The sequence below is a fragment of the Tsukamurella asaccharolytica genome (assembly GCF_007858435.1).
GTDB lineage: Bacteria > Actinomycetota > Actinomycetes > Mycobacteriales > Mycobacteriaceae > Tsukamurella > Tsukamurella asaccharolytica.
This window is the reverse complement of record NZ_VIGW01000003.1, coordinates 385,682-404,557: the sequence shown is the minus strand read 5'-3', so window position 1 is coordinate 404,557 and position 18,876 is coordinate 385,682. Positions and strand designations below refer to the sequence as shown.

Annotated in this window: 17 protein-coding genes and 5 tRNA genes; 8 read left to right on the top strand and 14 right to left on the bottom strand. The window is 70.4% G+C overall.

All coding sequences use genetic code 11. The features are described 5' to 3' along the window. The first annotated feature begins 22 nt into the window (after positions 1–22). On the top strand, positions 23–724 hold the full coding sequence (hemQ, locus tag FK529_RS08175) for a hydrogen peroxide-dependent heme synthase (RefSeq protein WP_146560474.1): 702 nt from the start codon (positions 23–25) through the stop codon (positions 722–724). 119 nt (positions 725–843) lie between these two features. On the opposite strand, the gene msrB is transcribed toward hemQ, so the two are convergent. From msrB to FK529_RS08155, 4 genes are all read right to left on the bottom strand, one after another. Further along, complete coding sequence (msrB, locus tag FK529_RS08170; RefSeq protein WP_146560473.1) at positions 844–1,272, bottom strand: peptide-methionine (R)-S-oxide reductase MsrB; 429 nt, start codon at positions 1,270–1,272, stop codon at positions 844–846. A 9-nt stretch (positions 1,273–1,281) separates the two neighbouring features. Next, positions 1,282–2,517: a glycosyltransferase family 87 protein gene (locus tag FK529_RS08165; protein WP_146560662.1), complete on the bottom strand. Its 1,236-nt coding sequence runs from the start codon at positions 2,515–2,517 to the stop codon at positions 1,282–1,284. A 97-nt stretch (positions 2,518–2,614) separates the two neighbouring features. Further along, positions 2,615–4,168 carry an alpha/beta hydrolase gene (locus FK529_RS08160; protein WP_146560472.1) on the bottom strand — a complete coding sequence of 518 codons (1,554 nt, stop codon included), beginning with the start codon at positions 4,166–4,168 and terminating at the stop codon, positions 2,615–2,617. A gap of 36 nt (positions 4,169–4,204) precedes the next feature. Then, complete coding sequence (locus tag FK529_RS08155) at positions 4,205–4,816, bottom strand: dihydrofolate reductase family protein (RefSeq protein ID WP_231702992.1); 612 nt, start codon at positions 4,814–4,816, stop codon at positions 4,205–4,207. A 57-nt stretch (positions 4,817–4,873) separates the two neighbouring features. Between FK529_RS08155 and zapE the strand changes: the two genes are divergently transcribed. Next, complete coding sequence (gene zapE, locus FK529_RS08150; RefSeq protein WP_146560470.1) at positions 4,874–5,899, top strand: cell division protein ZapE; 1,026 nt, start codon at positions 4,874–4,876, stop codon at positions 5,897–5,899. A 197-nt stretch (positions 5,900–6,096) separates the two neighbouring features. On the opposite strand, the gene FK529_RS08145 is transcribed toward zapE, so the two are convergent. The 6 genes from FK529_RS08145 to FK529_RS08125 all read right to left on the bottom strand — a co-directional run bounded on the left by FK529_RS08145 (position 6,097) and on the right by FK529_RS08125 (position 11,724). Beyond that, complete coding sequence (locus FK529_RS08145) at positions 6,097–6,402, bottom strand: metal-sensitive transcriptional regulator (RefSeq protein ID WP_146560469.1); 306 nt, start codon at positions 6,400–6,402, stop codon at positions 6,097–6,099. A 4-nt stretch (positions 6,403–6,406) separates the two neighbouring features. Next, on the bottom strand, positions 6,407–8,656 hold the full coding sequence (locus tag FK529_RS08140; RefSeq protein WP_146560468.1) for a heavy metal translocating P-type ATPase: 2,250 nt from the start codon (positions 8,654–8,656) through the stop codon (positions 6,407–6,409). Then, a complete protein-coding gene (locus tag FK529_RS20195; RefSeq protein ID WP_166436389.1) occupies positions 8,646–8,804 on the bottom strand; it encodes a hypothetical protein in 159 nt (52 codons plus the stop codon). The genes FK529_RS08140 and FK529_RS20195 overlap by 11 nt, the downstream gene beginning before the upstream one ends. Positions 8,805–8,912: 108 nt before the next feature. Then, entirely contained in the window at positions 8,913–10,475 is a 1,563-nt protein-coding gene (locus FK529_RS08135) for an acyl-CoA carboxylase subunit beta (protein ID WP_146560467.1), read from the bottom strand. A gap of 140 nt (positions 10,476–10,615) precedes the next feature. After that, positions 10,616–10,688, bottom strand: a tRNA-Gly gene (locus tag FK529_RS08130). Positions 10,689–10,752: 64 nt separating this feature from the next. Further along, positions 10,753–11,724: an NAD(P)H-quinone oxidoreductase gene (locus FK529_RS08125; protein ID WP_146560661.1), complete on the bottom strand. Its 972-nt coding sequence runs from the start codon at positions 11,722–11,724 to the stop codon at positions 10,753–10,755. Between the two features lie 290 nt (positions 11,725–12,014). On the opposite strand from FK529_RS08125, the gene FK529_RS20190 reads away from it, so the two are divergent. After that, positions 12,015–12,458, top strand: a complete 444-nt coding sequence (locus FK529_RS20190) for a hypothetical protein (protein WP_166436385.1) — start codon at positions 12,015–12,017, stop codon at positions 12,456–12,458. Positions 12,459–12,524: 66 nt separating this feature from the next. Here the strand turns inward: FK529_RS20190 and FK529_RS08115 are convergent. The 3 genes from FK529_RS08115 to FK529_RS08105 all read right to left on the bottom strand — a co-directional run bounded on the left by FK529_RS08115 (position 12,525) and on the right by FK529_RS08105 (position 12,812). Then, positions 12,525–12,599, bottom strand: a tRNA-Val gene (locus FK529_RS08115). A 49-nt stretch (positions 12,600–12,648) separates the two neighbouring features. Further along, positions 12,649–12,722 (bottom strand) — tRNA-Cys (locus FK529_RS08110). A 17-nt stretch (positions 12,723–12,739) separates the two neighbouring features. After that, positions 12,740–12,812: transfer RNA gene (locus tag FK529_RS08105), tRNA-Gly, on the bottom strand. Between the two features lie 259 nt (positions 12,813–13,071). On the opposite strand from FK529_RS08105, the gene FK529_RS08100 reads away from it, so the two are divergent. Next, positions 13,072–13,143 (top strand) — tRNA-Val (locus tag FK529_RS08100). A 123-nt stretch (positions 13,144–13,266) separates the two neighbouring features. After that, entirely contained in the window at positions 13,267–13,704 is a 438-nt protein-coding gene (locus FK529_RS08095) for a VOC family protein (RefSeq protein ID WP_146560465.1), read from the top strand. A 144-nt stretch (positions 13,705–13,848) separates the two neighbouring features. Here FK529_RS08095 and FK529_RS08090 read toward each other — a convergent pair whose 3' ends face one another. Continuing rightward, positions 13,849–15,252 (bottom strand): hypothetical protein, encoded by a 1,404-nt coding sequence (locus tag FK529_RS08090; protein WP_146560464.1) that lies wholly within the window; start codon positions 15,250–15,252, stop codon positions 13,849–13,851. 514 nt (positions 15,253–15,766) lie between these two features. Here FK529_RS08090 and FK529_RS08085 point away from each other — a divergent pair. The 3 genes from FK529_RS08085 to thrS all read left to right on the top strand — a co-directional run bounded on the left by FK529_RS08085 (position 15,767) and on the right by thrS (position 18,846). Beyond that, positions 15,767–16,189: a TIGR02611 family protein gene (locus FK529_RS08085; RefSeq protein ID WP_146560463.1), complete on the top strand. Its 423-nt coding sequence runs from the start codon at positions 15,767–15,769 to the stop codon at positions 16,187–16,189. After that, positions 16,186–16,698 (top strand): (2Fe-2S)-binding protein, encoded by a 513-nt coding sequence (locus FK529_RS08080; RefSeq protein WP_146560462.1) that lies wholly within the window; start codon positions 16,186–16,188, stop codon positions 16,696–16,698. The genes FK529_RS08085 and FK529_RS08080 overlap by 4 nt, the downstream gene beginning before the upstream one ends. Positions 16,699–16,848: 150 nt before the next feature. After that, the gene (gene thrS, locus FK529_RS08075) at positions 16,849–18,846 is read left to right on the top strand and encodes a threonine--tRNA ligase (RefSeq protein ID WP_231703010.1); all 1,998 of its coding nucleotides are present in this window, start codon (positions 16,849–16,851) and stop codon (positions 18,844–18,846) included. Positions 18,847–18,876: the final 30 nt, after the last annotated feature.

The following is an 18,876-nucleotide window of genomic DNA, read 5'->3' as shown; positions in this document are numbered from 1 at the left end:
GCGCGCGACTACGATCGGCACCATGGCCAAACTGGATTACGCAGCGCTCAATTCGACCGTCCGCTACCTCATGTTCTCGGTGTTCGCGATCACGCCGGGGGAGTTGGGCGACGACGAGCAGCGGGCCTCGGCGGCCACCGAGGCCGAGGCCTTCCTCGCCACGATCCAGGAGGGCGACCTGGTGGTGCGCGGCGTCTACAACGTTGCGGGGATGCGCGCCGACGCCGACTTCATGATCTGGTGGCACGCCGAGAAACTCGAGGACCTGCAGGCCGCGTACAACGACTTCCGGCGTAGCACGGCGCTGGGCCGTGCGAGTGACCCGGTGTGGTCGAGCACCGCGCTGCACCGCCCCGCGGAGTTCAACAAGAGCCACATCCCCGCGTTCCTCGCGGGGGAGGACCCGGGCGCGTACATCTGCGTCTACCCCTTCGTCCGCAGCCTCGAGTGGTATCTCCTGCCCGACGAGGAGCGCCGCACGATGCTCGCCGACCACGGGCGCGCAGCGCGCGGCTACCCGGACGTCCGCGCGAATACCGTGCCCGCCTTCGCCCTCGGCGATTACGAGTGGCTGCTCGCCTTCGAGGCACCCGAGATGCACCGCATCGTCGACCTGATGCGCGACCTGCGCGCCACCGAGGCGCGCCGGCACACGCGCGAGGAGACGCCTTTCTTCTCCGGGCCGCGCGTGGGGGTGCGCGAGCTCGTCACGGCCCTCCCTTAACGGATGGGCTGGGGGCGGTGGTGGGGCGGCCCCCGCCCACTAGGCTTCGCGCGCTCGCCTAACGGCTCGCACGCTGCAGAATCGTTCGCGGGGGCCGCCCCACCACCGCCGCGAGCAGCTCAGGAAGCGTCGTCGGGCTCCAGGCGCATGGAGATGCTGTTGATGCAGTAGCGGAGGTCGGTGGGGGTGTCGTAGCCCTCGCCCTCGAAGACGTGGCCGAGGTGGCTGCCGCAGTTGGCGCACAGCACCTCGACGCGGCGCATGCCCAGCGAGGTGTCGACGCGCTCAATGACCTTCTCGCCCGCCAGCGGCGAGAAGAACGAGGGCCAGCCGCAGTGCGAGTCGAACTTGGCGTCCGAGCGGAAGAGTTCCTCGCCGCACGCGCGGCAGCGGTAGACCCCGGACGTCTTCGTGTCGGTGTACTCGCCGGTGAACGGCGCCTCGGTCCCCGCCTGCCGGAGCACGCGGAACTCGGGCTCGGAGAGGCGCTGCCGCCACTCCGAATCGCTCAGCTGCAGTTTGGGCTTGGGAGAACCGGCCTCACTCATGCCTCCAAGTTAACCCCGAGCGGCGGATGGTGCCAGCTCGTGCTTCCCGGGCTCCTCGTCGGGCGGGAGCGGCCGGTCGATTCCTTCGTCGAGCCGGTTCTCGGCCTTCGCGTCGAGGTAGCGGAAGAGGAGCACGCAGAACGGCACGATGACGAGCAGCGACCAGCCGAGGGTGCACTTGAGATAGGCGAGCGATCTCCCGAACGCGGGCCACATGGCGGAGAACCAGTTGTCGTAGCTGAGGAAGCCGTAGACCGCGACCCAGGACACCCAATTGCCCATCACCGAGCTGCGGTAGACCACCGTCATCAGCATCGGGAACAGCAGCATCGAGTAGTAGCCCTGGCCGAGCGAGAGCACCAGCCACGAGGTCGTCAGCAGGATTCCGGTTGAGGTCGTCAGCCAGAGGAGCTCGTTGCTCTTGCGGTAGTACTTCCACAGCAGCCACAGTGCGACGGCGGCCATCACGACCATGGCGACGCGCAGGAACAGCGACAGCCAGATCGGGAGCCCGAAGTACTGCGCGTTGCCCTGGATCGAGCTGTTGTAGTAGTCGCGGGCGACGCTGAGGTACGGCAGCGTCTTGTGGAAGAACTCCGTGCGGTCGGCCGAGAGCAGCATCCCCGCGCCCAGCAGCACCACGGGGATGCCGACGGCCCCGATCAGCGCCTTCCACTGCCGGTTGGCGACGATGAGCAGGAGCATCACGAAGAGCAGGGGCTTCACCGCGAAGGACAGCCCGAGCGGGATCCCGGCCCAGAGGTCCTTGCGCTTGAGCAACAGCGCCATCGCGGCGACCTCGGCCAGCAGGACGAAGCAGTTGAAGTTCGTGTAGACCAGGGTGCTGGTCACGGCCTCCGTGGTCACCGCGAAGAACAGCACCACGGGCGCGACGACCGAATTCAGCCCGTACCCGAACATGCGCAGCAGGATGTACAGCGCGAGCAGCAGGGCGACGGCGCTCAGCCCGACGAAGATGTACCGCGCCGTCTGGGGGTCGAAGTAGCCGAACGGGGCCATGAGCAGCGTGCCCGACGGCGGGTACAGGTAGTGCGGATCGACGGTGTTGTAGTCCTCGGTGTACACGGCCTCGTTGCGCAGGAACCGCACCGCAGCTGCGTAGACCGTCGTGAAGTCGTCCGTCTTGTTCCCGTTGGGGACCAGGATCATCAGCCGCTGCAGCAGCGTGAGCAGGGCGAGCGGCCACAGGATGGCCTTGACCACGAGGCCGGGATCGGACTTCATCCGCGCGAGGGCTACTGACGACACGGCTAAACCGTACCCAACGGGGTCCCGGCGGCCGGGAGGCCCGCCGGGGTCCGGGCCGGCGGGCCCGGCAGCGTCACGCGGGGCAGGCCCGCGTCGACGGGGCGTCGAGCTTGTCGAGGTAGCCGATCAGCGACTTCTGCACGCACGACGAGCGGATGACCGCACCGTCGCCCATCCCGGCCCACGTGATGGCCGAGGGCTGCGCTCCGACGACGGTGAGCTGCCCGGTCAGCGTGTCGAGCGCGGTGCGCGCGGTGAGCGGATCGGCGGCCGAGGTGGCGACCACCGACCTCACGCCGAGGTCGGTGAGGTTCGGCGGTGCGGGCATCGTCGGCCACGCGGAGCAGGCGCCGAGGTCGAGAGCGGCGGCGGCGCCCAGCCGGTACTCGGACCCCCACCGCTGGGCGGACGCGAGGATCTGATCGGGCGATGCCTTGGTCACGGCGTCCGAGCACCGGGCGACGAACTGGCCGTCGGTGCCCAGGGTCTCGTCGGCGGAGCGCAGCAGGGCGCGAAGCGGTGCGGCGTCGCCGGAGCGGGCGCCCTGCAGGGCGGTGGCGAGGCGGGTGATGCGGACGTCCCGGTCGCCGGGGCCGATGCCGAGGGTGAGCACCACGGCCCGTCGGAGGTCGGAGTCCGTGAACGTGCCCAGGCGCCCGGCGGCCGCGTCGGCGATGATCCCGCGCACCGCGCCCGCCGGATCCGCCCCGAGGGCGCAGGTGGGGCCGCATTGCGCGGCGAATGCGTCGACGGTCGCGGAGGTGCCGCGGGCGGCGTCCTCGGCGCGCTGAAGCTCCGTGCCGCCGTAGCGCACGGGGGAGTCCAGGACCAGCCGGGCGACCTGCTTCGGGTGCTTCGCGGCGTAGGCGAGGGCGGCGGTCGAGCCGTCGCCCACGGCGAGGAGGCCCAGCGCCGGGACGTCCCAGGTCGTGCGCAGCTTCTCGAGGTCGTCGGCCGCGGCGGCCGCGGTGAAGCCGGAGATGGCGTCGGGGTAGGCGTCGCCGCACGACGTCGCCGCGCGCCGCGCGGCCCCGCTGACCTCCGCCACCCGCGCCTGCAGGTTCGGCCCCGCGGTGCCACCGCTGCGCAGGAGCGACTGGTCGGGCGCTGTCCGGCAGGTGAGCGCCCCCGACGTCCCGATGCCCCGTCGCTCGACGGCGACCACGGGCCGGTTCGCCAGCACGGGACTGTCGCCGGCAGCCAGCGTGGCCAGAGCCCGCTGGCCGGTGAACTCGGTGCCACCCGCCAGCACCAGCGGCGCTGCCGAGCCCGGCGTGCCGGGCACCCGCGCCCGGGTCACCGAGAGCTGCAGCGGAGCGTCGGTCTGGCCGACGCCGACGGTGAGGGTGGCGCACTCGAGTGTGGCGTTCGCCGCGGGCGGGGTGCCGTACCGCGCCGCGAGGCGGCTCGTGCAGTCCTGCCAGGCGAGCGGGTCCTTGGCGGAGGCCCTCCACTCCGGGCCCTTCGGCCCGTTCTCCGCGGAGGCCGACGGCGCCCCGCCGCCCTTGCCGAAGTCGGTGACGTAGTCGGGCGTCGGCGCGGGCACGGGGGCGCACGCGGACACGGCGACGATCGCGACGGCGGCCATCCCGGCGGCGGCGAGGGCTCGGGTGCGCGCGTGGGGCATGCCCCTCACAGTAGCCAGATCGCCTGAGCCGGGCGGTCAGCGCTCCCAGCGCGTGTAGAGGTAGCCCGCGTCGTCGCCGAGGACCAGGCGCCGCTGCCAGCGGTCGAGCGGCAGGTCGGGGCCGGTCACGATCCGCCTGCCGTCGCCGCCGGAGAGTACCGGTGCGATGGTGAGGCACAACTCGTCGACGAGGCCCGCCGCGAGCAGCGCGCCGAGGACGCCGGGCCCGCCCTCGGCGAGTACCCGGCGATGTCCCCGCGCGTACAGGTCGTCGAGCACGGCGCGCAGGTCGACGGACGCACCATGGCCCGAATAGACGATCGGCTCCGCTCCTCCGGGCGGGTAGAGGCGGGCGGTGCGGGCGATCGTCCCGCGCGTGACGACGGCGAGCGCCGGGTGCTCGGGTGTGCCGTAGTCCTCGTCGCGCACCGTCGCCGCGCCGACGAGGACCACGTCGGCGGCGGCGCGCAGTGCCTGGAACACCCGACGATCGCCGTCGCCGCCCAGGCCGCCGGAGCGGCCGCCGGCGGTGGACGATCCGTCGAGCGAGCTGATCATGCCGGCGCGCACGTACGGGCGGCCCTCCGCGAGCGGGTGCGCGTAGGCGCGGGCGAGGGCGGCGTCGTCCGCGGGGAGTGACTCGATCACGCCACGACCGTAGCGCGGGTTTTCGACCGCGACGACCAGCGGATATGATCACCACTCATGACGCTGCATCTCGTGGACCGCAATCCGACGGTGACGCCCGAGCAGATGGTGGAGCAGCTCGTTCCGCCGGAGATGTTCAGTGAGGTCAGCTTCGACAGCTACATCCCGGACCCGAACGAGCCTACCCAGGCCGCCGCGGTCCAGGCCGGCCGCGCCTTCGTCGACGACGTCGTCAAGCTCACGAAGCAGCGGAACAAGAAGGGCCTGTTCGGCCGCAAGAGCACCCCGCCGCACGGCGTGGGCCTGTACCTCGACGGCGGATTCGGCGTCGGCAAGACCCACCTGCTGGCCTCGATCTTCCACAGCGTCCCGTCGCCGAAGTCGTTCGGCACCTTCGTCGAGTACACCCACCTCGTGGGCGCGCTCGGCTTCAACCAGTGCGTCGAGTACCTCTCGGACCACACGGTGCTGTGCATCGACGAGTTCGAGCTGGACGATCCGGGCGACACGATGGTGATGTCGCGCCTGCTCACCGAGCTGGCGGCCCGCGGCGTGTCGATCGTCGCCACGTCGAACACTCTGCCCGGTCAGCTGGGCGAGGGCCGGTTCGCCGCCCAGGACTTCCTGCGCGAGATCAACAAGCTCAGCGCGGTCTTCCAGTCGGTGCGCGTCGACGGCCCCGACTACCGGCACCGCGACCTGCCGCCGGCGCCGGACCCGCTCACCGACGAGGAACTCGTCGCCGTCGCCGAGGCGGATCCCACCGCCACGCTCGACGACTTCGATGCGCTGTCCGAGCACCTGTCGAAGCTGCATCCCTCGCGGTACAAGAAACTCGTCGAGGGCATCTCGGAGGTCTGCATCCGCGGCGTGCACCCGGCCGAGAACCAGACCGTCGCGCTGCGCATCGTCGTGCTCGCTGACCGGCTCTACGACGCCGGGATCCCCGTGCTCGTCTCGGGTGGCAAGCTCGACGAGATCTTCACGCCCGAGATGCTCGCCGGCGGGTACCGCAAAAAGTACCTGCGCGCCACGTCGCGCCTGCTCGCGCTGTCGCGGTTCGCCTCCGCGAACGTGAAGTAGTCCCGGCGTCGGCCCCGAACGCACCAACACCCGCCCGGGGATGTGTGGGCCGGGCGGGTGTATGGGTGAGGGTGCCGGAGTGTGAGACGCAGCTCACTTCGCTGACATCAATCACTGTACGGGAACGGTGTACTGCGGGGAAGTCGGTTCGGGTATTTCGGTGTCCGGAGCACGCCGCGCCACCTGCGGAAGTGCGTTCAGCGCGTGAAGCGCGCGATCGCGTCCGCGGCCTCCTTGAGCTTGGCCGCGGTCTCCGCCTCGTCGCCCGATCGGGCCGCGTTCACGACGCAGTGGCCCATGTGGTCCTCGAGCAGGCCGAGCCCGACGGCCTGCAGGGCCTTCGTCATCGCGGAGACCTGCGTGAGGATGTCGATGCAGTACTTCTCCTCCTCGACCATCCGCTGCAGGCCCCGCGCCTGCCCCTCGATGCGACGGAGCCGCTTGAGGTACTCGTCCTTGTCGGACATGTAGCCGTGGTGCGCGTGGTCGGCGTCGGTGGTCATGGGCTCAGTATCCCTTCTGGGGCCGGAAACTCCGCAGTCGCAGGCTGTTGCCGACCACGAAGACGGAGGACAACGCCATCGCGGCGCCGGCGAGCATCGGGTTGAGCAGTCCCGCCGCGGCCAGGGGGAGCGCCGCCACGTTATAGGCGAAGGCCCAGAACAGATTGGTCCGGATAGTGCTCAGGGTGCGGCGGGAGAGCCGGATCGCGTCGACGACGGTGCTCAGATCGCCGCTGACGAGGGTGAGGTCGGACGCCTCGATAGCGGCATCGGTGCCGGTGCCCATGGCGATGCCCAAGTCGGCGGCAGCGAGGGCGGCGGCGTCGTTGACCCCGTCGCCGACCATCGCGACCGCGGCGCCCTCGGCCTGCAGGCGGCGCACCGCCGCCACCTTCTGCGCGGGCAGCACGCCGGCGATCACCTCGTCGACGCCGACCTGGGCGGCGACGAACCGTGCCGCGCGCTCGTTGTCGCCGGTGAGCATGACCGGGCGCAGGCCCAGCCCGCGGAGCCGGGCGATCGCGTCGCGCGACGCAGGCTTGACCTCGTCGGAGACGACGAGCACTCCGCGTGCGGCGCGGTCCCAGCCGACAGCGATCGGGGTCTGGCCCCGGTGCTCGGCCTCGTCGAAGGCCGCACGCAGATCGTCGGGCAGGCGCATCGCGGCGGCGTCGAGCAGGTCCGGGCGCCCGACGGTGACGGCGCGCCCCTCGACCCGGCCGCGGACACCGAGTCCGGGCACGGCGACGAAGTCGTCGACTGCGGCGAGCGGCCCCGGGGCGGCCCGCACGACGGCGCGGGCGATCGGGTGCTCCGACGCGGCCTCGAGGGCTGCGGCGACGGCGAGCACCTCGTCGGCGTCCTCGGACCCGGCCGCGTGCACCGCCTGCAGGGTCATGACGCCGGTGGTGACGGTGCCGGTCTTGTCGAGGACCACGGTGTCGACGGTGCGGGTGTGCTCCAGCGCCTCGGGGCCCTTGATGAGGATGCCGAGCTGCGCGCCGCGGCCGGTGCCGACCAGCAGCGCCGTCGGCGTCGCGAGGCCGAGGGCGCAGGGGCAGGCGATGATGAGCACCGAGACTGCGGCCGTGAGTGCCATGGAGGCCGGCTGGCCCGAGCCGAGCCAGAAACCGAGGGAGCCGACGGCGATCGCGATGACGATCGGCACGAAGACGCCCGAGATCCGATCGGCGAGGCGCTGCGCCTTCGCCTTCCCGGCCTGCGCGTCCTCGACGAGGCGGCTCATCTGCGACAGCTGGGTGTCGGCGCCGATGCGGGTCGCGCGCACCACGATCCGGCCGCCGGCGTTGACGGTCGCCCCGGCCACCGGGTCGCCGGCGCGCACCTCGACGGGCACCGCCTCGCCGGTGAGCATGGAGGCGTCGACGGCGGACTGCCCGGAGACGACGACGCCGTCGGTCGCGATCTTCTCGCCGGGCCGCACGACGAATTCGTCGCCGACCGCGAGCTCGGCGATCGGAACGAGGGTCTCGATGCCGTCGCGGAGCACTGTCGCGTCTTTGGCGCCCAGCTCGAGCAGGGCGCGCAGCGCGGCGCCGGCCCGCCGCTTGCTCTTCGCCTCGAAGTAGCGCCCGGCCAGGATGAAGGTGGTGACGCCGGCGGCCGCCTCCAGGTAGATGTTGGCGGTGCCGTCCATCCGCTCGATGGTGAGCGTGAACGGGTGCGTCATGCCGGTGACGCCGGCGGTGCCCCAGAACAGGGCGTAGACCGACCAGCCGAACGCGGCCAGGACGCCGATCGAGACGAGCGTGTCCATCGTGGCGGTGCCGTGCCGGAGGTTGGTCCATGCGGCGCGGTGGAAGGGGAGCGCGCCCCACACCACGACCGGCGACGCCAGCGTCAGCGACAGCCACTGCCAGTAGTCGAACTGCAGCGCGGGGATCATCGCCATCGCGATCACGGGGACGGTGAGGGCGGCGCTGATCGCGAGGCGTCGCCGCAGCGCGTCCGCCGGCTCATGGGTGCGTCCGGCGGGCTCCGCCTCCGCGTCGCCGCCCGGTGGGGCGGGGAGGTGGGCGGCGTATCCCGCCTGCTCGACGGTGTCGACGAGGACCGCAACATCGGTGTCCGCCGGCGCCGTGACGTGTGCCTTCTCGGTGGCGAAGTTGACGGTGGCGGTCACTCCGTCGAGCTTGTTGAGCTTGCGCTCGATGCGGTTCGCGCAGGAGGCGCAGGTCATGCCCTCGATCGCCAGGTCGACGACGGTCGCCGTCGGGTGGGTGTCAGTGGCCACCGTGTCCTCCCTCCGTGGTCGACGGTGCGACGGTGTGCGCGCCGGGCGCTATGGGGGTCGGCCCGACGGCGCCGCCCACGGCGAACGAGGCGGCGAAGACGACGGCCAGGCCGGCCGCGAAAGCGCTGATCTTCAGCAGGGGATTCATCGTCGTGCCCGCCCTTCCGTATAAATCCACCGTACCATACCCCCCTAGGGTACTCGGGTGGGCGGCGACGGGCTCGGCGCCGCCGGTGGCGGCGGACCGACTCGATCCCTAGATCGGGGAGATCGAGCGCCGCTTCTGCGGCACCCGCGGCGGGCGCCGCCGGACCCGCCCCAGCGCCTCCGCGAGCATGGGCCGCGTCGCCGACGGGAGCACCACGTCGTCGATGCCGAAGCCGTCGGCTGCCAACAGCGGGTCGACGTTGGCCTGGAACAGCGTGATGAGGTCGCCGCGGGCCTGCGCCGGATCGGGAGCGGCCTCGTACTGCGAACGGAAGGCGAGGTCGACCGCGCTCTCGATGGGGATCGCGCAGATCTCGGCGGTGGGCCAGGCCAGCGAGAGGTCGGCCTCGATGCTGCGGCCGCCGCCCATCGCGATGTACGCGGCGCCGTAGGCCTTGCGGGTCACGATCACGAAGCGCGGGACCGTGGCCGCGGTCAGCTCGTAGCCGAGCCGGGCGCTGCGCCGGACCAGGTTCGTCTCCTCGGCACCCGCACCGACCAGGAAGCCCGGCAGATCGATGAGGATCACCAGGGGGAGGCCGAAGGCGTCGCAGACGGCGATGAAGTGCGCGGCCTTCTCGCAGGCGTTGGCGTCGAGCGCGCCGGCGTGGAAGCGGGGCTGGTTCGCGACGACGCCCACGGCGCGGCCGTCGATCCGGGCGAAGGCGGTCACGATGTTCGGCGCGTGCAGCCGCTTGAGTTCGAAGACGGTGTCGACGTCCGCGATCGCCTCGATCACGTCCACCACGTCGTACGCCTGTCGCATCGACGCCGGGACCAGGGTGTCGATGGTGCCTGCCGGATCGCCCGGCTCGTAGGGGCCGGCCGAGACCATCGGCTCGTCGGCGGCGGAGGCGGGGAGGTAGCTGAGGAAGGCGCGGATCGCGTCGACGGCCTCCTGCTCGGTGTCGGTGACCAGGTCGACGACGCCGCGCTCGGCCTGCAGGTCGGCGCCGCCGATCTCGTCGTTGGTGAGGTTCTCGCCCGTGGCGGCCTGGACCAGCGGCGCCGAGGAGATGCCGATGGTGCCCATGCCGCGCACGATGGTCACGAAGTCGCAGCACGCCGAGATGTTCGCGGGTGCACCGAATCCGGGGCCCATCATCGCCGCGACGAGCGGCACGTGCCCGGAGAGGTCGGCCAGGCGCAGCAGCAGCTTCGACCCCGGGGCGGCGAGCCGGGAGTCCAGGGCCTCCTGCATGCGGTGGCCGCCGCCGTCCATGAGCATGACCAGCGGAATCCCATCGAGCAGGGCGCGCTCGGCGCATCGGTCCAGCTTCGCCATGCCGGTGGCGCCGTTGCTGCCGCCGAGCACCGTGAAGTCGAACGCCGCGATCGCCGCCGGCCGACCGTCGATGTAGCCGATGCCGGTGACCACACCGTCACCCGGGGCGACGAGGGGTGCGGCGCCCTGCTGCGCGGGGCCGGGCCCGGCGAGGGCGCCGAACTCGTGGAAGCCGCCGCTCGCGAGCAGCGCGACCCGCTCCCGAGCCGTCATCTTGCCGCGGCCGTGCTGCTTGGCCACCTTCTCGGCGCGCGCCTCGTCGGAAACCGAATGGTAGGCGGCGCGAACGCGGTCGTTGAGGGTCTGCTCCGGTGTGGATTCGCTCACGTCGGGAAGTTAGCAGGAGATCGCCGATAGGTGGCCGGGCGCCGCGATTCCGTCCGACTCCGCCGGCCTGGTGGTCGCGGCCGCTCCAGCACCCCGGAAATGGCTGAAGCCCCGGCCGCGTACGCGACCGGGGCTCCGTGAGCGGATGACGGGATTCGAACCCGCGACCCTCACCTTGGCAAGGTGATGCGCTACCAACTGCGCTACATCCGCGTGCCCATCGGGCGAGCAACAAGTTACCCGAAGGTTGCGCCCGGGTGCGAATCGGCTGGTGGAATCAGCCTTCCCGGGGCAGCAGCAGAACCTTGCCGACGGAGTCCTTCGATTCGAGGAGGGCCTGTCCTCGCTCGGCCTCGGCGAGCGGCAGCCGCGCGGAGATCACCGGCGCGATCAGGCCCCGCTCGACGAGAGGCCACTCGTCCGCGGCGACCGCGGCGACGATCTCCGCCTTCGAGCCGGGGCCGGTCAGCGGCCGGTTCCGCACGTTGAGCCCGATGATGCGGGCCCGCTTGCCGATGAGTGCGCCGACGTTCACTTCGCCGGTGAACCCGCCCTGCATCCCGATGATCACGAGTCGCCCGCCGACGCCCAGCGCGTCGACGTTCCGCGGCAGGTAACTGCCTCCCATGATGTCGAGGATCACATCCACCTGGCCCGCGAGCTCGGCCGCGAAATCCTGTTCGCGGTAGTTGATCACGATGTCGGCGCCGAGCTCGCGGCAGCGCTGCGCCTTGCCCTCCGAGCCGACCGTGACGGCCACCCGCGCCCCGAGCGCCTTCGCGACCTGGATCGCGTGCGTGCCGATGCCGCTGCCGCCGCCGTGCACGAGGAGGAGCTCGCCGGCCTTGAGCCCGGCGTCCATGACGATCGTCGACCAGACGGTGCTCGCGACCTCCGGCAGCGCCGCCGCGTCGACCAGTGACACACCGGCGGGCACGGGGAGCAGCTGTGCCGCTGGAACGACGGCGTACTCGGCATACCCGCCGCCGGCGATCAGCGCGCACACCTCGTCGCCGACGGCCGGGCCGTCGACCGCGGGGCCCAGTGCGACGACGGTGCCTGCAACCTCCATCCCTATGACATCGCTGATCCCGGGAGGCGGCGGGTACAGACCCTGGCGCTGCAGGAGGTCCGCGCGGTTGATCCCGGCCGCGTCGACCCGGACGAGGACCTCGCCGGCGGCGGGAGCGGGGGTGGGGATCTCGTCGACGACGAGATTCTTCTCGTCGTCCACGACGATCGCGCGCATGGCGGTGGGCAACGAAGTCATGGCGAGTGCCTTTCGGTCTGGTGCGGTCAGCGGACGGAGGCGGGTCGGTTCAGTACGTGTCTCCACCTTCTATGTGTGCACCGCTTACATCAACGATAGGACGCGATGTAAGCGGTGTCAACACGCCGATGGTGTCGATTGTTTGCAATCTCGGCCGGGGGATGGTCCTCTGATGTGTAGAGTTGCAACACAGAACTGTCGGCGGCACCGGCAGGGTCAGGGCTGAAGCAACTCGGCCCTCGAGTAGTGAGTGACCGGTGGGAGTGCCCGTGTCGAGCCGAGAACCGCGTACTACCGATCGTGCCCTGATCTGGAACGGGGCGTGCGTCGCGCTGATCGTCGCGGCGATCGTCACTGGGTTCATCGACGGGATTCCGGTTGAGGTGGCAGTCGGGCTCTGTGCGCTGGGCGTGGTGGCGGGGTTGATCGGCGTACCGCTTTACGTCGCCCACCTGCTCGCCGGCTGGCGCGCCTCGCGCTCGCCGAAGGGAGCCGTGGGGGGCGTAGCCCCGGATGAGGGGCCGGACGAGGTTGCTCCGGCGGCGGAGACCGCACCGGAGCAGGCTCCTCCCGAGCCCGAGCCCGAGCCCGAGCCCGAGCCCGAGCCCGAGCCCGAGCCCGAGCCCGAGCCCGGCGGCGCTGCTGAGCCTCCGGAGCGGGCCGAGGATTCGCTCGTGCGGTGCTCGTGCCACGGACTGCCCGTCGGGGACTGAGGGGGCATCCACGTCGAGCATGGGGGCATAGAATGCAAGAAACCCCCTGCGAACAGGGGGTTTCTGTGGTGCGCGATACTGGGATTGAACCAGTGACCTCTTCCGTGTCAGGGAAGCGCTCTCCCACTGAGCTAATCGCGCTTACGTGAAGTGGCGCTCAGCCGCTCCGTTGCGGAGTGGCTGAGCGTGTTGGAGGCGGCGACGGGAATCGAACCCGTGTGCACGGCTTTGCAGGCCGTTGCCTCACCACTCGGCCACACCGCCACGGTAAGCCCACTTCGAGCGGATGACGGGATTCGAACCCGCGACCCTCACCTTGGCAAGGTGATGCGCTACCAACTGCGCTACATCCGCATTCGTCCGGACCGGCGCTGAAAACGCCTTTCCGGTGCGAGAGAGAACACTACGTGAACATCGAGCGCTCTGCCAAATCGGCAGGTCACCCCATGTTTCGTGCGCAGTCGGCGTGGTGGGGCGCACCCCGGTGCCTCGTCGGCTCACGGTCCGCAACTGTAGCCGCTGGTGGGCTACCCGATTACCCTTTGGCTCAGCCGTCGTGTTAGTGTTCTCTCTCGTTCGCCTCCCTGGTAACCACGGAGTCGCGCACGAGTTCGGTCCTATGGCTCAGTGGGAGAGCGTCCCCTTCACACGGGGAAGGTCGCTGGTTCGATCCCAGCTAGGACCACCGAGAAACCGCCTGGAGACAGGCGGTTTTGTCGTTCTCGTGGAAATTTGTGCCTGCGAACGTGCCCGTGCGAGCTTGTCGTGGTGGCTGCGGAGCGGCGAACAGGGTGGATAGTCTCAACCCATGGCCATCACACTCGAGAACGTCGCGATCGCGGTGCGCGACCTGGAAGCGACGATCGCGTTCTTCACGGAGCTGGGGCTGTCGGTGATCGGCCGGCAGACCGTCAGCGGGGAGTGGACGGACACCGCCGTCGGGCTCGACGGCAACCACGCGAAGATCGCGATGCTGGAGACGCCGGGCGGGCAGGGGCGCATCGAGCTCTTCGAATACATCCACCCCGACGCGATCGAGACGGAGCCGACGCTGCCCAACGAGATCGGCATGCACCGCGTCGCCTTCTCGGTCGATGATCTCGACGAGGCGCTGGCGATCGCGGCGAAGCACGGCTGCCACCCGCTGCGCGGCGTGGGCGTCTACGAGGACGTCTACAGGCTCACCTACGTCCGGGGCCCCAGCGGCATCATCGTGATGCTCGCGCAGGAGCTCACGAGGAACTGATCCGCCGCCCAGTAAGTCAGGACCGCCTCGGCGCTGCGGCGCGCGTGCCGAGACCGCGGACGGCGCCGTCGATGGTCGAACGGGATACGCGACGGCGGCCGGGGCATGAGAGCCCCGGCCGCCGTGCGGTCGTCGTACCCGGTGTCAGTGCGCGTCCACCGAGGGGGTGTCCTTGACGCTGACGCCGTCGGAGCTGACCTCGGCCGAGCCCGTGTCGGCCTTGACGCCGTGGTCGCCCGCAGCCGTCTTCGTCTCGACGCCGCCGGAGGGACCGGTGACGGACGCGGTGCCCTTGTTGGTGTCGACGGTTCCGGAACCCGTGGACCCTTCGGCCTTGACGGTGCCCGCCGGCGTGCTGGCGTGGGCCTCGGCGGTCGGGCCGGTGACCGTGCCGACGCCGTTCTCCACGTTCACGCTGCCCGTGGTCGCGCTGCCGCCGCCGCTGCCGACGGGCGTCGTGACATCGACGCCGCCCGACGGACCGTTCGCCTGGACCTTCGTGGGCGTGACCAGGACGTTTCCGGCGTCGGCGGTGGCCTTGACCTGAGCGCCCGTAGGACCGGCGGTGATGGTTCCGTTCGGCCCGTCGATGTCGACCTTGGTCGGGGTCACGGTGGCCTTGCCGCCGTCGATGGTGCCGTTCACGACGTTCTGCCCCAGGACCGTGGCCCCGAAGGTGGCGTCCGGACCGACGGCCTCGAGTCCGCCGGTGCCCACCTTGACCGTGCCCGGGGTGACATTGAGGTTGCCACCACCGAGCGGGGTGGTGACGGAGCCGTTGAGGCTGGGCGTCACGAGGACGAACTGGCCGTTCTGGAAGCCGATCTGGCCGAGGTTCAGGCCCAGGGTTCCGCCCCCGAGCGGGGTGGTGAGTCCGAGGTTGATCACCGGGAGGCCCACGAGGAACGTGTTGGGACCGTAGGTGACCGTGACCGGCACGATCGTCGCGGTCGCGCCGCCGAGGCCCAGCGGAGCGGTTGCGTTGAGGCCGAGCGACGGGGTCCAGGTGGTGAGGCCGTTCGCGGTGGTGGCGCTGAGCGAGGTCGAGATGCCCAGGGCGCTGCCCAGCGGACCGTACAGCGTGGTGTTGTTACCACCGATGCTGCCGACCCCGGCGGCCGACGTGCCGATCACGCCGTAGGTGGAGCTGGAGAGGCCACCCAGGCCCAACGGCGCACCCACACTGAAGGTGTCGCTCAGGCCGAATCCCACCCAGCCGGGTGCGAGCGGCGTGACGCCGGCGATCGGCGAGACGGTGTTGGAGACCGGGAAGAGCCCGCTGATCACGGGGATCTTGTTCCACGCGGCGACGCCCTGGTTGACGACGGGCGCGACCTGCGGGATGACCGCGATCGGAACGGCGCCGGGGAGGAGCGGAGCCGCCGCGAGGATCGCGTCGACCTGCGGGTTGCCGGTGGGCGTGGTTGCGGCGGCGTTGGCCGTCGCCGGGGTCGCGACGGTCAACGCTGCTGCAGCCGCGACGGCAGTGGTGGCGACAGCGCTGCGGCGCACCGTCTTCTTGGCATGCTTCGGGACGTAGCTGGACATGGAGGACCTCCGGTTCGTGAAGGTTCGGCACGCTCGATCGAGAGTGTCGGTCAATAGGATGTGGACCCAGCAAAAACACGGCGTCCGCGCTCGTGCGCGTGCCTGAGGCGGCGCCTGTGCATCTCCTGGGAGTTCTGAAGTTATCAGCATTTCCACGGTTCACCAATAGCTGGCGAAGCTATTCGATCAAAGCGATTTAAGCTACTACGCAGTAGCGAAATCTCCTGAGTTCTAACGGATCCCGACCCGGGTGTTTGCAATCGAATGACCTCAAACAATCAGCGTAATTGTTACCGTTTCACCTGCTCGGGAAGGCGGCTGCGGACACGAAGAACGAATATCTCGCCTCGCTGAAAATGGAGTTTCCGCGAGTGAATCAGCAGGGTGGGTCGACGCGTGCGAACCTCGCGGGCTGATGTGATTCCACTCATCGCGAGGGCCGGCTGCGACCCACCGTCTCCTCGGGCTTCCGCTATTCGGGGAGGTCGCCGGTCGGCGCCGGTACCGTGGGACCATGCATGACCAGCAGAACAAGGCGCCGTCGACCGGCCCGCGCGCGTGGCGCGCGAAGATCAAGTCCTCGCGGCACGGCGCGCTCGTGTGGCGGGTGTGCGTCGGCGTGATCGGTGGAATCGTGCTCATCGTCGGCATCATCGCCATCCCCTACCCGGGTCCGGGCTGGCTGATCGTTTTCGCCGGGCTCGGGATCCTCGCCACCGAATTCGATTGGGCGCAGCGCCTCCTGCGGTTCGCCCGCAAGCACTACGACCGCTTCGCCGCCTGGCTCTCGCGGCAGAACATCCTCGTCAAGGGCGCGTTCGGTCTCGGCACCTGCCTGATCGTGCTGGCCACCGTCTGGCTGCTCGGCGGGGCCGCGCTCATCGGTGGCTGGTTCGGCATCGACTGGCCCTGGCTGGCCAGCCCGCTGTTCACATGATCGAGCGACTCCGGAAGTCCCTCGCGGCCCCCGATGGTCGCGTCGCCGGAGTCCTGTACTGGTACGCCCTCTCGGGTGCGTTGGCCCGTCTCGCCGTCGCCGGCCGGGACGCCGCGACTGCTGAAGTCCGGTCGGGCCCCGATGGCTGGCCCGAGGTGGCGGGGACGGCTCCGTCGCCCGACCCGGGCGGGGCGCTCGCGCAGGCCTGTCGACGGCTCGTCCCGTCTCTCTCGGAAGAGTCCGGCGCCCCGGAGCGGGCGCTCTGGTCCATTGCCACCGACTCCATCGCCTCCGCGGCCCTCGATACCGCGGATCCGCGGCGGACCGCCGACGACCTGGTCCGCGCCTGCGGCCCCGAGGCCCCGGCGGCGCGGTTCGACGAGGTGCCCGGGCGCGGCATCGTCGTTCGACGGGGCTCCTGCTGCCTGCTCTACCTGTGCCCCGGCATGACGAAGTGCCTCAGCTGTCCGCGGCAGACCCCGGACGAGCGGCGGATGCGGCTCGGCTGAGGACCGCCTCCGCCGCGTCGCACGGCCGGTGCCCGATAGGATCGGAGCCATTGACAACCGCGCGCGGCCAGGTATGCCGCCCGCTACATGACTAGGAGCACTGTGAGCACCACCTTCGTCGTCCCGGCAGGAATCGCCGCCGGGGCCGCTATGCGCGAGCTGGATCTGCCCAACAAGGGCCCCGAGGCCGTCGTCGTCGTCAAGACCGCTGACGGCACCCTCCGGGATCTGAGCTGGGTTCCGGAGACCGACACCGAGGTCGAGTCCGTCGCGGCGAACACGGAGGACGGGCGCAGCGTGATCCGCCACTCGGCGGCCCACGTGCTCGCGCAGGCCGTGCAGGACGGCTTCCCCGGCACCAAGCTGGGCATCGGCCCGCCCATCAAGGACGGCTTCTACTACGACTTCGACGTCGCCGAGCCCTTCACTCCCGAGGACCTCAAGAGCCTCGAGAAGAAGATGAAGCAGATCATCAAGGCGGGGCAGAAGTTCAGCCGCCGCGTCTACGAGAGCAAGGACGAGGCCCGCGCCGAACTGGCGGGGGAGCCGTACAAGCTCGAGCTCATCGACGACAAGGGCGCTGCCGACGACAGCGAGGTCATGGAGGTCGGCGGGGCCGAGCTGACCGCCTACGACAACCTCAATCCCCGCACCGGCGAGCGGATCTGGGGCGATCTGTGCCGCGGTCCGCACGTGCCGACCACCAAGTACATCCCCGCGGTGAAGCTGACCCGCAGCTCCGCGGCGTACTGGCGCGGCGACCAGGACAACGCGGACCTGCAGCGCGTGTACGGGACCGCCTGGGAGTCGCCCGAGGCGATGGACACCTACCTCGAGCTGCTCGCCGAGGCCGAGAAGCGCGACCACCGCAAGCTCGGCGCCGAGCTGGACCTGTTCAGCTTCCCCGACGAGATCGGGTCGGGCCTGCCCGTGTTCCACCCGAACGGCGGCATCATCCGCAAGGAGCTGGAGGACTATTCGCGCCTGCGGCACGCCGAGGCCGGCTACCAGTTCGTGTACACCCCGCACGCGACCAAGGGAGAGCTGTTCGAGAAGTCGGGCCACCTCGACTGGTACTCCGACGGCATGTACCCGCCCATGCAACTCGACGAGGAGCGCAACGCGGAGGGACAGGTGACGCGGCAGGCCGTCGACTACTACCTGAAGCCGATGAACTGCCCGATGCACAACCTGATCTTCGACTCGCGGGGGCGCTCCTACCGCGAGCTGCCGCTGCGGCTGTTCGAGTTCGGCACCGTCTACAGGTACGAGAAGTCGGGTGTGGTGCACGGCCTGACCCGTGCCCGCGGCTTCACCCAGGACGACGCGCACATCTACTGCACCCGCGAGCAGATGGCGGGCGAGATCCGCAACCTGCTGCAGTTCGTGGTGGACCTGCTCCGCGACTACGGCCTCGACGACTTCTACCTCGAGCTCTCGACGCGCAATCCGGAGAAGTCCATCGGCTCCGACGAGGCCTGGGATGAGGCGACCGGGGCGCTGCGCGAGGCCGCCGGCAGCTTCGGCGTGGAACTCGTCGCCGACCCGGGTGGTGCCGCGTTCTACGCGCCCAAGATCTCCGTGCAGGTCAAGGACGCCTTGGGGCGCAGCTGGCAGATGTCGACGATCCAGGTCGACCTGATGCTGCCCGACCGCTTCGACCTCGAGTACACCGGCAGCGACGGGCAGAAACACCGCCCCGTGATGCTGCACCGCGCGCTGTTCGGATCCATGGAGCGGTTCTTCGGTGTGCTGACCGAGCACTACGGCGGCGCGTTCCCCGCGTGGCTGTCGCCGGTGCAGGTCGTCGGGATACCCGTGGCCGAGCAGTTCGGAGACCACCTCGAAGCGGTGATCGGCGCCCTGAAGAAGCACGGGATCCGCGCCGAGGTCGACCACAGCGACGACCGGATGCAGAAGAAGATCCGCAACCACACCACGCAGAAGGTGCCCTTCATGCTGCTCGCGGGCGAGACCGACCGCGAGGCGGGCGCGGTCAGTTTCCGCTTCCGGGACGGCACCCAGGTCAACCAGGTGCCCGTCGACGACGCGGTGCAGCGGATCGTCGACTGGGTGCACGCCCGCCGCAACGAGTCCCCGACGGCCGAGCTGCTGGGCCCGGCGGAGGCCACCGTCGGCACCGCCTGACCGGAACCGACGGACGAGACGGGGAGAGGA